Annotated in this window: 16 protein-coding genes; 9 read left to right on the top strand and 7 right to left on the bottom strand. The window is 68.5% G+C overall.

The features are described 5' to 3' along the window. Positions 1-142 precede the first annotated feature (142 nt). The 3 genes from IF64_RS0112505 to IF64_RS0112515 are packed head-to-tail and all read left to right on the top strand — an operon-like array spanning position 143 to position 3,060. Positions 143-1,297: a metal ABC transporter solute-binding protein, Zn/Mn family gene (locus tag IF64_RS0112505; RefSeq protein WP_246134789.1), complete on the top strand. Its 1,155-nt coding sequence runs from the start codon at positions 143-145 to the stop codon at positions 1,295-1,297. A gap of 7 nt (positions 1,298-1,304) precedes the next feature. Continuing rightward, entirely contained in the window at positions 1,305-2,153 is an 849-nt protein-coding gene (locus IF64_RS0112510) for a metal ABC transporter ATP-binding protein (protein ID WP_036876444.1), read from the top strand. Between the two features lie 25 nt (positions 2,154-2,178). Further along, positions 2,179-3,060, top strand: coding sequence for a metal ABC transporter permease (locus IF64_RS0112515; protein ID WP_030532252.1), 882 nt, complete (start codon positions 2,179-2,181; stop codon positions 3,058-3,060). Here the strand turns inward: IF64_RS0112515 and IF64_RS0112520 are convergent. Both IF64_RS0112520 and IF64_RS0112525 read right to left on the bottom strand, forming a co-directional pair. After that, on the bottom strand, positions 3,017-4,354 hold the full coding sequence (locus tag IF64_RS0112520; protein WP_030532253.1) for an alginate O-acetyltransferase AlgX-related protein: 1,338 nt from the start codon (positions 4,352-4,354) through the stop codon (positions 3,017-3,019). The two genes, IF64_RS0112515 and IF64_RS0112520, sit on opposite strands and share 44 nt — an antisense overlap. Before the next feature lie 152 nt (positions 4,355-4,506). After that, positions 4,507-5,736 (bottom strand): DUF445 domain-containing protein, encoded by a 1,230-nt coding sequence (locus IF64_RS0112525; RefSeq protein WP_030532254.1) that lies wholly within the window; start codon positions 5,734-5,736, stop codon positions 4,507-4,509. Between the two features lie 103 nt (positions 5,737-5,839). Between IF64_RS0112525 and IF64_RS0112530 the strand changes: the two genes are divergently transcribed. From IF64_RS0112530 to IF64_RS0112540, 3 genes are all read left to right on the top strand, one after another. Beyond that, positions 5,840-6,820, top strand: a complete 981-nt coding sequence (locus IF64_RS0112530) for a DivIVA domain-containing protein (protein WP_048808455.1) — start codon at positions 5,840-5,842, stop codon at positions 6,818-6,820. Positions 6,821-6,942: 122 nt separating this feature from the next. Then, complete coding sequence (locus tag IF64_RS0112535) at positions 6,943-7,731, top strand: hypothetical protein (RefSeq protein ID WP_246134788.1); 789 nt, start codon at positions 6,943-6,945, stop codon at positions 7,729-7,731. A gap of 63 nt (positions 7,732-7,794) precedes the next feature. Beyond that, positions 7,795-8,340, top strand: a complete 546-nt coding sequence (locus IF64_RS0112540; RefSeq protein ID WP_030532257.1) for a DUF1697 domain-containing protein — start codon at positions 7,795-7,797, stop codon at positions 8,338-8,340. Between the two features lie 45 nt (positions 8,341-8,385). Here the strand turns inward: IF64_RS0112540 and IF64_RS0112545 are convergent, their stop codons facing one another. Further along, the gene (locus IF64_RS0112545) at positions 8,386-8,685 is read right to left on the bottom strand and encodes a hypothetical protein (RefSeq protein ID WP_030532258.1); all 300 of its coding nucleotides are present in this window, start codon (positions 8,683-8,685) and stop codon (positions 8,386-8,388) included. Positions 8,686-8,877: 192 nt separating this feature from the next. Between IF64_RS0112545 and IF64_RS0112550 the strand changes: the two genes are divergently transcribed. From IF64_RS0112550 to IF64_RS0112560, 3 genes are read left to right on the top strand one after another with little or no spacing between them, the layout of a single operon-like run. Continuing rightward, positions 8,878-9,084: a hypothetical protein gene (locus IF64_RS0112550; RefSeq protein ID WP_030532259.1), complete on the top strand. Its 207-nt coding sequence runs from the start codon at positions 8,878-8,880 to the stop codon at positions 9,082-9,084. Further along, positions 9,081-9,608 carry a DUF6879 family protein gene (locus IF64_RS0112555; protein WP_030532260.1) on the top strand — a complete coding sequence of 176 codons (528 nt, stop codon included), beginning with the start codon at positions 9,081-9,083 and terminating at the stop codon, positions 9,606-9,608. Before IF64_RS0112550 ends, IF64_RS0112555 begins: the two co-directional genes overlap by 4 nt. Further along, positions 9,605-10,426 (top strand): helix-turn-helix domain-containing protein, encoded by an 822-nt coding sequence (locus IF64_RS0112560; protein ID WP_030532261.1) that lies wholly within the window; start codon positions 9,605-9,607, stop codon positions 10,424-10,426. Before IF64_RS0112555 ends, IF64_RS0112560 begins: the two co-directional genes overlap by 4 nt. Before the next feature lie 45 nt (positions 10,427-10,471). Here the strand turns inward: IF64_RS0112560 and IF64_RS0112565 are convergent, their stop codons facing one another. The 4 genes from IF64_RS0112565 to IF64_RS0112580 form a co-directional block, all read right to left on the bottom strand. Next, on the bottom strand, positions 10,472-11,908 hold the full coding sequence (locus IF64_RS0112565; RefSeq protein WP_030532262.1) for an MBOAT family O-acyltransferase: 1,437 nt from the start codon (positions 11,906-11,908) through the stop codon (positions 10,472-10,474). A gap of 108 nt (positions 11,909-12,016) precedes the next feature. After that, complete coding sequence (gene rlmB / locus IF64_RS0112570) at positions 12,017-12,985, bottom strand: 23S rRNA (guanosine(2251)-2'-O)-methyltransferase RlmB (protein ID WP_030532263.1); 969 nt, start codon at positions 12,983-12,985, stop codon at positions 12,017-12,019. 4 nt (positions 12,986-12,989) lie between these two features. Then, positions 12,990-14,372, bottom strand: coding sequence for a cysteine--tRNA ligase (gene cysS / locus IF64_RS0112575; protein WP_030532264.1), 1,383 nt, complete (start codon positions 14,370-14,372; stop codon positions 12,990-12,992). A 17-nt stretch (positions 14,373-14,389) separates the two neighbouring features. Continuing rightward, a complete protein-coding gene (locus IF64_RS0112580; protein ID WP_030532265.1) occupies positions 14,390-15,076 on the bottom strand; it encodes an HAD family hydrolase in 687 nt (228 codons plus the stop codon). Positions 15,077-15,080: the final 4 nt, after the last annotated feature.

The following is a 15,080-nucleotide window of genomic DNA, read 5'->3' on the forward strand; positions in this document are numbered from 1 at the left end:
ACCCCGTCTGGGTCACATCCCGGCGCCGCTGTACGGGTGTCGGCGCGGGTGACTCTGCGTGGGTTTCGCGATCTTTTTCCCGATTTCCGTCACCGTTCCCGGTGGTCGTGATTGGCAACGATTTCCATTACCTACACTGGCTGTGAGGGTCGTGCGGCTCGAGCGGACGGGGGCGCCCGCGGTGCACGGCCCGCGACGGACGACGTCCCGGCTGTACCGGGCTCAGGCAGGGTGGTGGCAGATGAACAAGGCCCGCGTTCTCACGGCGGTGCCCATGGCATTCGTACTGGCGGCGGCGACCGCGTGCGGCTCCGGCGACGACGCCCAGGGCGGGGACGGCGACACGATCACCGTCGTCGCCTCGACCAACGTGTGGGGATCGGTTGCGAAGGCGGTCGGCGGTGACCGCGTCGAGGTCAAGTCGCTCGTCGACGATCCGTCCGCCGACCCGCACTCCTACGAGGCGACCGCCGAGGACGCGGCCGACGTCCAGGACGGCGACGTGCTGCTCTACAACGGCGGCGGCTACGACTCCTACTTCGAGCGCCTCGCCGAGCAGGCCGAGAGCCAGCACGTCGTAGTGGCCTACGAGGGCGAGGGCCACAGCCACGACCACGGCGACCACGATCACGGCGACGAGCACGGTGACGGGGGCGGTCCCGAAGGCGTGCGCTCACAGCAGGGCGGCGACGACCACGACCACGGTGACCACGAGGGCCACGATCATGGCGACGACGAGCACGGCGACGAGGGTGGCCACGAAGGGCACAGCTACGCCGACGGCGAGAACGAGCACGTCTGGTACGACCTCGACGTCGTGAGCGAGGTCGCCGACAAGGTCGCCACCGAGCTCGGCGAGCTGCAGCCGAACCAGAAGGGCACCTTCGACGAGAATGCCGAGAAGTTCACGCAGCGCCTCGAGGAACTCGAGGGCAAGGTCGACGAGATCCCGGACGGCCGCGTGTTGGCCACCGAGCCCGTCGCGCACTACCTGCTGGAGCAGGCGGGCCTCGAGGACGTCACGCCCAAGGACTACACGCGCGCCGTCGAGGGGGAGACCGACGTTCCGGTCGCCGCGCAGCAGCAGGTCACGCAGATGGTCTCCGGTGGGGACGTCGACGTGGTGGTGAACAACCCGCAGACGGTCACGTCGGTCACCGAGCAGCTCGTCACGCAGGCCGGGCAGAACAACGTCCCCGTCGTGGAGATGACCGAGACGCTGCCGCAGGGGCAGGACGACTACGTTGCATGGATGAGCGGACAGATCGACGAGCTCGTCGGAGCATTGGACAAGTGAGCGACAGGTGAGCGGGACCGGAGCGGTCGAGATCGAGGGGGCCGCGCTCGCGTTCGGTGAGCGCACCCTCTGGTCCGGCCTCGACCTGACCATCGAGCCCGGCGAGTTCGTAGCGGTTCTCGGACCCAACGGTTCCGGCAAAACGACCCTGCTGAAGGTGCTGCTCGGGCTCCAGTCCCTGAGCGCGGGCAGCGTGCGGGTCGCGGGCGCGGCGCCGGGCAAGGGCAATCGCCGGGTGGGCTACGTGCCGCAGCAGCGCGCGCTCGACCAGGGCCTCACGCTGCGCGGACGGGACCTGGTCGGACTGGGTCTCGACGGCGATCGCTGGGGTACGGGCCTGCGTGGCCTGCGTACCCGGCGGAGGAAGGTCGCCGAGGCCGTCGAGTCGGTCGGCGCGACGCCGTACGCCTCGTCGCCGGTCGGCCTGCTCTCCGGCGGCGAGCAGCAGCGGTTGCGGGTCGCGCAGGCGCTGATCGGGGAGCCGGACGTGCTCCTGTGCGACGAACCGCTCGCCTCGCTCGACCTGACCCACCAGCGCACCGTCACCGAACTCATCGAGGAACGCAGGCGGCAGACCGGCACCGCGGTGCTGTTCGTGACGCACGAGATCAACCCCGTGCTGCCGTACGTGGACCGGGTGCTCTACCTCGTCGGCGGGCGGTTCCGGGTGGGCACCCCCGCGGAGGTGATGACGTCGGCGACGTTGTCGGAGCTCTACGGTGCCCAGGTCGAGGTCGTGCGCGTGGGCGGGCAGATCCACGTCGCGGGAGCGCAGAGCGCCCTGTGCGAGGACACCGTGCACCACGACCACGACCACGCCCACGACGACGAGCCGGTCCGGACCGGCCGCACGTGACGATTCCCAGGTTGAAGGCCCGCTGATGGAGAAGCTGTTCGACTTCGAGCTGACCGGCCGTCTGCTCCAGCTCGACTTCGTGCTGATGGCACTCGCCGCTGCCGCGGTGCTCGGACTCGTGGCGGGCACGCTCGGTCCGCTGATCGTGATGCGGCGGATGTCGTTCGCGGTGCACGGCACGGCCGAGTTGGCGTTCACCGGTGCCGCCGCGGCGCTGCTCCTCGGCATCGGCGTGAGCTACGGCGCGCTCGCCGGTGCCGTGATCGCCGCGCTGCTGCTCGGACTGCTCGGCGGGCGGGAGTCCGAACGCGACTCGGTGATCGGCGTGATCCTCTCGTTCGGACTGGGTCTCGGCGTGCTGCTGTTGTGGTTCTACGACGGCAGGTCCAACAACAAGTTCGGCATCCTCGTCGGCCAGATCGTCGCGATCCAGCAGCAGGACCTCGAACTGCTCATCGGTTGCGCCGTGGCGGTGCTGGCGGTGCTGGCGATCATCTACCGGCCGCTGCTGTTCTCGACGGTCGATCCGAGCGTGGCGGTCGCGAGGGGAGTGCCCGTGCAGTGGCTCTCGCCCCTGTTCGCGGTTCTCGTGGGCGTGGCGACCGCGCTGGGGGTGCAGATCGTCGGCGCGCTGCTCGTCGTGGCGTTGATGGTGACCCCGGCCGCGGCGGCCGGCCGGGTGACGGCGAGTCCGTGGAAGGCCACCGTGCTGGCCGTGGTGTTCGCCGAGACCGCAGCGCTCGGCGGGATCGTGCTGTCCCTCGCGCCCGGGGCGCCGGTGAGCTTCTTCGTCACGGCCATCTCGTTCACGATCTACCTCGTGTGCCGGGCGATCGCCTACGTGCGCAGCAGGCAGCGGCGGATCAGCGAATCGGGTTCCGCTGCATCGCCTGTTCCAGTTCCTTGACGAAACCTTCGTCGATCAGCGGTAGATCGCCCTCGGCCACCGACCGCTCGACGGTCTGCACCACGACCACCTCGGAGCGGACGAACACGTCGAGCGTGTCCTTTTTGTGCTTGCCCAGCTGCGGATAGCTCAGCAACGTCAGGTCGTTGAACGCCGCGGGCAGATAGCGCGACGAGGCGAACGTGAACGAGTCGCCGATCAGTGCCGTGGGCGCACCGATCACGCCTTCGATGTCGACACCGGCGTCCGCGTCATAGCGTTCGGGGCCGTCGAAGCGGGTCAGCGGGTCGTGCGTGCGGTCGGTGCGGCCGTCGGGTTTGAGCTCGTAGCGGATCGACGCCTTCGGTTCGGTGCGCCCCAGCATCGAGGCGAGATCGCCCTGCGTGGTGGACCAGCCGACGCCGTCGCTGCGCCAGGAATCGGTGACGCCGGGCTGGATGGCCTCGGCGACGTCGCGGGTGAGCATCACCGCGCCGTCGTCGGTCCAGTGGGTGTCGTTGGCGTAGTACGGCGGTTCGCCGAGCTGGTCGGCCGCGTCCCGTAGGGACGGCCGCAGGTCCTGGAAGCTCCGCTGCTGTTCGGCCAGGCGCCAGAACTTCTTCGTCGCCTCGGGCGCGCAGTCCTTGCCCGCGTAGCTGTCGGGCAGGTGCTGCGGCACCATCGTGGTCTTGTCGGGCGCGATCGTCAGCACGAACCTGCGGCCCGAGGCCTCGACGGCGTGCCGGATGCGGTCGAGACGCTGGAGTGTCTCCTCGACGGGACGCTGCGGGAAGCACTTGGCCTTGACGTCGTCGCCGTAGTAGAGCCAGCCGTCCTTGCCCTCGATGACCTCGACGTAACCCGCGCTGCCGCCCTGGTCGTCTTCGCTGCGGTCGCCGTTGCCCGAGTCCCCGCCGTCCCCGTCGCCTGCCTGCGGACCGTCGGGAACACCCGGGATGGGGCCGCCGTCGCCGTGCTGGCCCATCGGCGCCGGTTCGCCGAACAGTCCGTGGCTGATGCCGTCGGCCGCATCGATCGCGCCCGCACGGAACACCAGCTGATCGGTGGCCCACTGGGGAAAGCCGGTGAAGAAACCCCACCCGTCGCTGATCGAGGGGAAGCCGGCGAGTGCCCGGTTCTCGATCTCGCCGGGCCGCCCGCCGAACACCCACATCAGAGCGGGTGCGGAGAAGAACACGACCGCGCACAGCAGAGCCGTCAGCTGCCGCCTGCCGTGGCGCGGGCGGTACAACGCGTGCTCGCGGGGCAGCCACGCCTCGTGCACGGGAGGCAGCTTCTGAGGGGCGTCGGTCACGCGAACACGGTATCGGCCCACGTTGACGCCCGTCCCCGATACCGCGGGAGCCGTACGGTTGACCCAGCGGTGGATGACCAGTGGGTCCGGCTTGTGTGGAAATGCGTGTCGCGGAGCGTGCGTCCACAAGCCGCGCTGCGCCCCGGGCCGACCTAGTGCAGCATCACGAGGACCTGCAGCTCACCGACGACACCGCCGATGAGGCCGCCGACCACGACGAGTTTCCATTCGTCCTGGCGGAAGGCGGGGCGCAGGAGCCCTTCGTACTCGACGGGCGTCAGCTTGCTCATCCGCTCCTCGACGAGCCTCGCCACGTCCATGGCCTCGGTCAGGTAGCCCTCGGCGTGCCGGACGGTCTCGGGCAGGCGGGCGATCGACTTGTCGGCCGCCGCGCGCTTCATCTCCTCGAGCCGCTTGCCGCCGATCGTCGCGTTGACGAGTGGCCGGGCGCTGCTGGTCTGTTCGTCGATCGCCTCGGCGACGGTGCGCGAGATCATCGCCATCAGCCGGTCGGAGCGTGGGCCGCTGAGGATCGACTCCATCAGGTTCGGCACGGTCAGCACGTCGCGGGCGATGATCTCGCCGTACTGCTGTGCGACCTCGGCCTTCCTGCGCTGGAACTTGCCCTGGAAGTACAGCTTGCGCGTGATGTACACCGGCTCGCGCGGCACGAAGATCAGCTTGATCGCCAGCCAGTCGGTGAACAGGCCGACCGCGGCGCCGAAGATCGGCATGACCAGCGGGTTCTTCGTGACGGCCCATACGACGGCCTGCACGATGCCGAGGACGAACCCGAAGTAGATGCCCGACCGCGCGATGAACGCCATCTCGGGGCGGGAGGTCTCGCGGATCAGTTTCACCAGCAGCTTCTTGTCGCTGGTGAGCCGCCGGACCGTCATCTCCTTGACGTCGAGGAAGTCGTCGACGTTCTCGCGCATCTCCAGCATCAGCTGGCGCACCATGTGCGGTGTCTGGGCCTGGATCTGCTTGATCACCAGGTCCTGCGCGACCGAGGGCAGGCGTTCCCACACGCGCGGATGGGTCTGTTCGAGGACCTCACGTGCGACGTCGTCGACGGCCCGCAGGAGCGGCTGCTCGATCTCCTTCGTGATGCGGTCCGGGTCGATACGCGCGAAGACGTCCTTGATGTCCAGCAGATTCTGGGTGAGCAGATCCGTGGCGATCGCGGCCATGCGGCCACCGTGCTGCGGTACGACACCCTGCCAGCCGAGGAACGTCCCCTTGATGCCCTTGAACTCGAGCGGCCGGAACATCATCTCGATCGCCACGCGTTTGGTGACGTATCCGATCAGCGCGGCGACGAAGGGGATGGCCGTGTACAGCGGCCAGTGCTGAGCGAGATCGGCGAGGATCGCGTCCACGTCGCGGGCTCCTTCCCCCTGATTGTCACGCGCCAGAACAGTATCGCGACCGCTTGTGAAGACGAGTATGGGCATCTCGCTGCGAACTCATTAAAGTTGCCGAATGGCTGAAGCCGAGGCATCCCCCAATCCCACCAAGTCAGGCGCCTTCACCACCGTTTTCCGCGGTTACGACCAGGTGCAGGTTGATGAACATCTGAAGAAGCTGAGCGCGAAACTGGAACAGACGTCGCGCAGCCGCGACGACGCGACGGCGTCGGTCGCCGAGCTGACGAAGGCGCTGGGCCACGCACAGCAGGAACTCGTCGAGACCAAGGCGGCGCTCACTCGAATGGCCGAGGAACCCACGGGTCCCGCCGCCATGAGCGAACGTGTGAAGACGATGATGAAGCTCGCCGAGGAGGAGATCGACGAGCTCCGCAAGAAGGCCGAGGAGGAGGCCGACGCGACCCGCTCGGCGGCCGACTCGTACTCGGAGAAGACCCGCGAGGACGCTCGCGCCGAGGCGAAACGACTCGCCGAGGAGGCCGAACGGGAGCGCACGCGGCTCGACGAGGAAGCGGCCAAACAGCGGGCCGACGCCGAGAAGGCGTCGCAGGACAAGATCGCCGCCGCCGAGAAGAAGTCGTCCGAGGAGATCGCCGCGGCCAAGGCCGAGGCGGAGAAGTCGGCGAAGCAGCTGACCGACGACGCGACGAAGCGCGCCGACGCGATGCTCGCCGAGGCCGAGGCGAAACTCGCCGACGCCAAGGCCAAGCACTCCCAGGCGCTCGAACTGCGGGAGAAGGTCGCCCAGCAGCTCGCCGCCAGCAGTGCCGCGTTCACCGACGCGCTCGACAAGCTCGGTTCCGCCCCGGAGCCGCTCGCGTGGGCGACGTCCGCATCGGACGGTGGCAACGGACCGGCGAAGCAGGCGGGGTCGGGCAGCTCGACGAGCTCGGCGGCGCAGACCACCGCGAAGGGCGAGGCCGCACCGGCCGAGAAGGGGTCCACCGAGAAGACGGCCACGAATATGCCGTCCGACCAGGGCAAGCCGTCGCCGGGCAAGTCGGGCACGGCCGGCAAAGAGGCTGCCTCGGCGTGATCGTGGGAGACTCGAGGTGACCGGGTGCGTGTCGCCCGCGGACCGGATCGGCGGCCGCCACGCACCCGCGAAGATCACATCAGGGCTGCAGAACAGGACCGAACAGGTGCAAGATCCTCGCCGTGAGTACGAAACCGCCTGACACGTTGCCCGCCGCCGACGCGCCCGGACCCGATCCGGACGCGCCGGCGGAGGTGACGGCCGAGACGACGCCGGCGCCCGAACCGCCCGTGGCGCGGTCGGTGCCGGTCGACTTCACCGTGTACGGCCTGCACCGGGACATTCCCGGACCGCGCTGGGTCGACTTCTTCGAAGGTGGCGACGAACTCTCCGGCGGTGCGCCGTGGGCGCTGTGGCTAGGACAGCGGCTCGCGGACACCGAACGTGGTCTGCGCATCGGCAGCATGCCGAGGCATCGGTACGAACAGGCGATGTGTCCCGGTGGCGGCGATCCGCTCGCCGAGGTCGCGTTCAGTGGCGCGTTCGGTCTGGTCAACCTCACGCTGCCCGACGGTGAGGTCGCGCGCCCCGATGGTCTCATCGAGACACTTCTCGCGCACGCTGAACAGAACGCGCGCAGGTACGAGACCTGGAAGCGGGTGATGTGGCGGGTCGACGGCATGTCCGTGCGCGCTCGCATCTGGGAGTTCGCGGACGGTTGGACCGGTTTCACCGGCGACCTCGACGACAGCTACGTCTCCGTGATCGGCATCGGTGTCTCGCCCGAAGGTCTGAGCCTTGCGCGCGTCGAGAAGCCGGCCGCCTACGGCGTCGACTTCTCCCAGCCCATCAGCATCGCCGACCTCGGCAGGCACCGCGCGACCCGACCCGAGGCGTGGTTGCCGCCACCGCGCAGGGACGCCTTCCACCCGGAACAACTCGCCCTCCTGCCCGAGGCGTCGGAGAAGTAACCCCACGCGATTTCCACTGTGGACTTTTTTCGAGCTGCGGTGGAACGGGTCTACCGTGGGACTGTGGGGAAGACCTGGTACTGCGCACTGCTGCGGGGCATCGGACCCGGAAATCCGAACATGCGCAACGACAAGTTGCGGGCGGTTCTCGACGGCCTGGGGTTCGACGGTGTCGCGTCGGTGTTGTCGAGTGGGAACCTCGTGTTCGCGACCGACGACGACGCTTCGGCGTTGGAGGACCGGATCCAAGGGGCGCTGCAACAGGAGCTCGGGATCGGTGGTGGCACCATCGTCCGCAGCCGGTCCGAGCTCCAGGCGCTGGTCGACACCGATCCGTTCTCCGGAAGGAAGCACGGTCGGGACACATATCTGACGGCAACCTTCCTGAAATATCACCAGGAATCGCCGGAGTCGCTGGCCGAATTGGACGGTGCGAACGTCAGTCTCGTCGGCTACGACGCTGCCGCACGGGCGGTGCTTGCGGTGTCCGACCACACGAGGTCGTCCGGTCCGGAGTTCATGACCATGCTGGAACGCCGCTTCGGTAAGGACATCACAACCCGAACCTGGTTGACCGTGCATCGCATTGTGAACCGATTCCCGGATTGACGCGTCAGCGGATGCCGACGACCTCGACCGTGAGATCCCGGCGTCTCATTCGAACCCCAACCAGACGTGCCAGCAGGCGTGGCAGTCGAACAGCGCCGGTCGCCGGTGTCGCCTCCGCTGCCGTCGCGGAACGGTGATCGGACGGCCGCACAGCGCCTCGACCGTCGTTCCGCCCGTCGGCACCTCCGGTGTGCCGCCGATGTGGCGGACACCGGACACGACCGGCAGCCAACCGGGAACGACGTCGAGGTCCGGCGAGTCCGGATCGGCCTCGATCGGCCAGCCGTCCGGGCCGACCATGACCAGGGTGCCGTCCCAACGACGATGCAGGACCGTGGCGTACACGCGGACGATGATTGGCGAACACCTGCTCCGGATCAATAGAATTCATAGAATCTCGCTGCAAGTACACGCGTCCGAGGTAGTGAACTACCGTGCGTATTCGTTGATCGAGAGGTCTATGACCCATTCAGGCGCTCGCCATGACTGGTGATTGCATGGATTCTGTGAATTCCACAATCTAACGGAGGGGCTTCCATGAAACTGACTCACCTCGGCACGACATCGAAGAACGGCGGCTGCCCGGAGCTGTACGCCACCGACCGTGGGACTTACATCGTCCAAGGCGCGCGGGTGACCGACCCGGAGGCGTTGGAGACACTGCGCGCGCGTGGCCTGCCGGATCACGAGACAGCTGTCGAGATCCCTAAGGCTCTGCTGCGGTTCGCGCCGGAGAGCGCATGACTGCGCGCCGCCATAGCCCGGATGAGCTCGGTGCGCTGCTGGCGGGCGTGCGCCGCTCGTCATGGCGCTGGGAATGTCAGGGCTACTACGCCGTCGATGCCGCCGAGGTCGACGCCTGGCGGGCCGGACGTGACGTCGAGCAGACCGATGACGATCGCGCTTGGTTGGCCTACATCGGACGCCTGCGTGACACCGGTGTCCCGTTCGAACGCGTGCGGATGCTCACCGAGCCGCTCACGGACTACCTGCGGTGGATGCTCGACACCACCCACATCAACGTCGCCGCAGGTGAAGACATCCGCTGGATCGAGCAGGCGCGAGCTCGCCGGCTCGGCATGCCGGACTACGACTTCTACCTCCTCGACGACGAGCGCGTCGCGTTCCTGCGGTTCGACGACGCCGCTGAGCTGGTCGGCGTGGACGTCGACGACGATGTCGATATCGTGCGTACACACCAGCATTGGCGCGAGCGCGTGTGGCCGCTTGCCACGCGGCACGACGACTACATCGCAGGGGCCCGGTGAGTATCGACAAGAGACAACTCGCGCTCGCGGACACGCTGCGCAATATCCGCGAACGCGCCGGCTACCGCACCGGCAAGGACTTCGCTGAACGCATCGGCTGGCAGGCATCGAAGGTCTCGCGGGTCGAGAACGGCCGAACGCTACCCAGCGACGCCGACATTGCAGCATGGACCACCGCGGCCGGCGTCGACGACGACACGCTCATCGCCCTCCGTGACGAGGTCCGTGAACTACGCCTCGAACGTGACCGATGGAAGGCACGCCTGCGGCGCGGTCACGCCGAGGTGCAGCGGGACACCGCGGAGGCCGAACGCGTAGCCACGACGATCACCATGGTCGAACTGCTTCTCGTCCCCGGTCTAGTCCAGACCCCTGACTACGCTCGGCGCGTGTTCGAACTCGCCGCCGAGATGCACGGCGGCCGGCGTGATGCCGACGACGCGGTTCGGGAGCGCATCCGCCGTCAGGACGTGCTCTACGACCCGGCCAAGCGGGTCGAACTGCTCATCGGCGAAGCAGCGCTACGGCACCCCGTCGGCAGTCCGGCCACGATGCGCGCCCAGCGTGACCGCATCGCCAACCTGGCCGGACTCGCTCATGTTCGACTCGGCATCGTCCCGGTCGACGTCGAACTACCCACGATCACCCTGCATGGCTACACGATCCTCGACGACCTCGTGCAGATCGAGATCAACCACACCGACGTCGTGGTGACCACGGCCGAGGACGTGGGCCTCTACCGCCGCATCACGACCGACCTGTGGTCCGTCGCCGCTGAAGGTGACGAAGCACGGGCGATCCTCTCGCGCGCCATGTGATCTGTCCTAACTCGACAGGAGCCGCGCTCGCGCAGGCCGTCGCCGTCAGAACTGGTAGTACAGGAAGGGGCTGAAGGTGCCGGTGGCTACGAGGATCGCGGCGTAGGTGACCCCGACCGTCATCAGGCCGACGCGGAGGGCGGTCGCCGGTTTCGAGCGTGCCGTTTCGAGCAACGGACCGAGCACCGGTGTCGCGGGCAGGAAGAACACCGCCATCGCCACGAGCAGCAACACCAGACGCTGGTTCGTCAGCGCCGAGTCGACCACGTCGGTGAGTCCGCCGAAGTCCGGCGTGAACATGTGCCCGATCATCGACAGCGCCTGGCCCAGATCCGGGGCACGGAAGAACACCCACCCCACGATCACGAGCACCAACGTCAGCGCACGCCTGCCGGCCCGCGCACCCACCGATGCCGGCGTGCGCGACCATCCCGTCGCACGCTCCAGCACGAGCAGGGCGCCGTGGTACACACCCCAGATCACGTACGTCCACGCCGCACCGTGCCAGAACCCGGTCAGGATGAACACGATCCACAGGTTCCGGTACGTCTTGTGCCCACCGGCGCGGTTACCACCCAGCGGGATGTAGACGTAATCGCGGAACCAGCGCGAGAGCGACATGTGCCAACGCCGCCAGAACTCGGTGATCGTCACCGCCGAGTACGGCCGCGCGAAGTTCTCCGGCAGGCGGAAACCCAACATCCGGCCCAGGCCGATCGCCATGTCCGAGTATCCGGAGAAATCGAAGAACAACTGCAACGTGTATGCGATCGCGCCGAGCCACGCGATCGCGAACGTCATCTCGTCGTCCGGGGTGGAGAAGCAGGCGTCGACGAACGGGGCCAGCGAGTCGGCGATGATCGCCTTCTTGCACAGACCGAGAGCGAACCGGGGAAAGCCTGCCGCGATGTCGTCGAGCCGGTGCTGACGGTGCTGCGGAAGCTGGTCGGCGATCTCGTGGTAACGCACGATCGGACCGGCGGCCAGCTGCGGGAACATCGCGATGTAGGTGCCGAACGACACCGGGTTGCGCAGCGCGCGCCGCTCCCCGCGGTAGATGTCCACCACGTAGGAGATGTGGTGGAACGTGAAGAACGAGATGCCGATCGGCAGCGCCAACTCGGCGATGGGGAAGTCTCCGCCGAACAGCTGGGCGAACCACGCGATCTGCTCCGTGGCGAACCCGGCGTACTTCCACACGAACAGGATCGACAGGTCGAACGCGATCACACCGATCAGCAGGCGACGTCTCCGCCCACTCGGCGACATGTCCCATTCGTCCGGTTCCAGCGCGGGGCCTGCGAGGAAGTTCACCACCATGCAGGCGATGAGCAACAGCGTGAACGCGCCCGCGCCGGTGGCGTAGAAGACGAGACTTCCGACGGCGATGATGCCGTTGCGCCAACCCCTGGGGCACACCAGCACCGCGATGAGAATCGCGGGCATGAAATACCACAGGAACAGTGGCGATACGAACGACATCCGGTGGGCCCCCTCGGCTGATCCGAGGTGACCCTAGCTCAGGGCGTCGCCGTGTATGCCCGGTACCGGAAGGTCCACCGGCGAAGGCCCGTCACAACCAGGCCGGCGTCACACCCGGCCCGCGGCCCTCCTGCGCCGGGCGACCTCGGCCATCAGCACGGCCGCGGCCACGGAGGCGTTGAGCGACTCCACCTCGGGCGACATCGGGATCGACACCGTGACGTCGCAGTTCTCGCGCACGAGCCGCGAGAGCCCCCGGCCCTCCGAACCGACGACGATCACGAGCGGGTCGGTGGCGATGTCGAGGCCGTCGACGTCCAGCGTGGCGTCGGCGTCGAGGCCGGCGATCATCATGCCCTCGGAGGCCCACGCCTGGAGCTGGCGCGTCAGGTTGGTCGCGACCGCGACCGGCAGCTTGGCTGCCGTGCCCGCGCTGGTCCGCCACGCCACGGCGGTCATGCCCGCGCTGCGCCGCTGGGGAAGCAGCACACCGTGGGCACCGAACGCCGCGGCCGAACGGATGACGGCTCCGAGGTTGCGCGGATCGGTCACGCCGTCGAGCGCGATGATCAGCGGCGGTTCGCCGGAGTCGCGCGCGGCGGCGACCAGGTCGTCCGGGTGCGCGTACTGGAACGGCGGCACCTGGAGGCCGAGCCCCTGGTGCACCGCGCCACCGGTCTTGCGGTCGAGCTCGTCGCGCGGCACCTCGAGGATCGAGATCCCCCTGTCGGCCGCGAGCTGCACGGCCTCCTTGACGCGGTCGTCGGCGTCGATGTTCAGCGCGACGTACAGCGCCGTGGCCGGCACGTCGGTGCGCAGCGACTCGACGACGGGGTTGCGGCCGGCGATGATCTCCGGGCTGTCGGCCGCCTTCTTCTGGGCGCGCTTGCGCTGCTCCTCCTGTGCGGCGCGCTTCTGGGCCTGCTTCTGCTTGGGATGCCCGGGGCGGTTCTCGCCTTTGGGCGTCGGCCCCTTGCCCTCGAGGCCCTTCCTGCGGTTGCCGCCGGAGCCGACGACCTGCCCCTTCTTGGTGCCCTCTTTGCGGACCGCGCCGCGACGACGGGAGTTACCGGCCATGTCTCTAGTCCCTCACTGTCCACAATGGACCATTGGGGGTGTCCTCCACCGCGATGCCCGCGGCGGTCAGCTGATCGCGGATGGCGTCGGCCCGCGCGAAGTCCTTGTCCGCACGCGCCTGGGTGCGCTCGCCCAGGAGTGCGTCCACGAGCGCCCCGAGTGCGCGCGCCTCACCGCCGTCGCTCGCCGTGTCCCGCCACTGCTCACCCAGCGGGTCGAGCCCGAGCACGTGGACCATGCCGCGCACCGCCTCGGCGAACTCCAGTGCCTTCGTGGCATCGCCCGCGTCGAGGGCGGTGTTGCCGTCGCGGACGGCGTTGTGCAGTACGGCGAACGCCTGGGGGGTGCCGAGGTCGTCGTCCAACGCGGCCGCGAACTCGCCGGGCACCGCGCCCACGCGGACCTCGTGCGAGGCGCTCACCCGGCGCAGGAACTGCTCGACCCTGCGGTAGCCCTGGGCCGCCTCGGCCAGCGCTTCGTCGGAGTACTCGATCGTCGAGCGGTAGTGCGGTTGGATCAGGTAGTAGCGCAGCTCCACCGGCCGGGCCTTCTCCAGCAGCGCCGGGATGGACACGATGTTGCCGAGCGACTTCGACATCTTCTCGCCAGACAGCGTGACCCACGCGTTGTGCAGCCAGTAGCGCGCGAAGCCGTCACCGGCCGCGTGCGACTGGGCCCGCTCGTTCTCGTGGTGCGGGAACACCAGGTCGACGCCGCCGCCGTGGATGTCGAACTCCGAGCCGAGGTACGTCGTCGCCATCGCCGAGCACTCGAGGTGCCAGCCGGGACGTCCGTCACCCCACGGCGTCGGCCACGACGGCTCGCCGGGCTTGCTGCCCTTCCACAGGGTGAAGTCGCGGGGATCGCGTTTGCCCTCACCCGCGGACTCGCCCTGCTGCATCTCCTCGAGACGCTGACCGGACAGCGTGCCGTAGTCGGGCAGCGACGACACGGCGAAGTAGACGTCGCCGCCGGAGGCGTAGGCGTGCCCGCGGTCGATGAGCCGCTGGATGAGCTCGATCATCTGCGTGACGTGGCCGGTCGCGCGCGGGGACACCGACGGCGGCAGGCAGCCGAGCACCGAGTAGGCGTCCTCGAACGCGCGCTCGTGCGTCGCCGCCCACTCCCACCACGGCCTGCCCGCTTCGGCGGCCTTGGTGAGGATCTTGTCGTCGATGTCGGTGACGTTGCGGACCATCAGCACGTCGAGTCCACTGTGGAGGAGCCAGCGGCGCAGGACGTCGTAGTTCAGCGCGCCACGGACGTGACCGATGTGCGGAACGCCCTGGACGGTGGCCCCACACACGTACATGGACGCCGTTCCGCTGCGCGCGGGATGGAACTCCCGTACGTCCCTGGTCGCGGTGTCGTAAAGATGAAGGGCCACGCCCGAAATGGTACGGGCTACAACACGCCGTGCTCGCGCAGGGCGGTGCGCAGCCCGTCGGTGCGCTCGGCCGTGGGCAGCGGCTCGACCAGCGCGAACTCGCAGCCGATGTCCCGCGCGCCGCCGTCGGCGTCGGTGTGGTCGCCGATCATGAGGGTGGCCTCGGCGGGGGCCCCGAGGCGCTCGACGAGGATGCGGAAGACCCCGGGATCGGGCTTGACGACTCCGACCTCGTAGGACAACACGAACTCGTCGACATAGGCGTCGAGGCCCCGCGCACTGAACGCGGGCCGGATGTCGAACGCGATGTTGCTGAGCACGCCGATCCGGACACCCTTGCCAGCCAGCTCCTTGAGCACGTCGGCGGTGTCGGGGTACGGCGTCCACTCGGCGGGGTCGATCAGCCTGCGGTAGAGCGCCTCGCCCTGCTCGCGGCCGGGGACGCCGCTCTGCCGGAGGATCTCCAGGTACACCTTGTGGTGCAGCGCCGGGTCGAGGTCGCGGTTCTCCCAGGCGTGCCGGTACTCGGTGTCCAGATCGACGGTCAAAGTGACCGGCGCGGTCATGCGGCGCATGATCTCGGCCTGCGCGGCGGCGTCGAGCGGGGTTCCGTGGTCGTCCACCAGGCCGGAGAACCACGACTCCTGTTCCTCGAGCCGGAAGAGCGTGCCGGAGAAGTCGAACATCACCGCCTGGATCGCCATGAAG

Source organism: Prauserella rugosa, assembly GCF_000719975.1.
In the GTDB taxonomy this organism is placed as follows: Bacteria; Actinomycetota; Actinomycetes; order Mycobacteriales; family Pseudonocardiaceae; genus Prauserella; species Prauserella rugosa.

Bases quoted from the DNA above. Each gene is read 5' to 3' on its own strand.
- IF64_RS0112530 (WP_048808455.1), top strand. From the start codon at position 5,840: ATGGCTGAAGCCGAGGCATCCCCCAATCCCACCAAGTCAGGCGCCTTC.
- rlmB (WP_030532263.1), bottom strand. From the start codon at position 12,985: ATGGCCGGTAACTCCCGTCGTCGCGGCGCGGTCCGCAAAGAGGGCACC.
- IF64_RS0112565 (WP_030532262.1), bottom strand. From the start codon at position 11,908: ATGTCGTTCGTATCGCCACTGTTCCTGTGGTATTTCATGCCCGCGATT.
- IF64_RS0112515 (WP_030532252.1), top strand. From the start codon at position 2,179: ATGGAGAAGCTGTTCGACTTCGAGCTGACCGGCCGTCTGCTCCAGCTC.
- IF64_RS0112555 (WP_030532260.1), top strand. From the start codon at position 9,081: ATGACTGCGCGCCGCCATAGCCCGGATGAGCTCGGTGCGCTGCTGGCG.
- IF64_RS0112580 (WP_030532265.1), bottom strand. From the start codon at position 15,076: ATGGCGATCCAGGCGGTGATGTTCGACTTCTCCGGCACGCTCTTCCGG.
- IF64_RS0112550 (WP_030532259.1), top strand. From the start codon at position 8,878: ATGAAACTGACTCACCTCGGCACGACATCGAAGAACGGCGGCTGCCCG.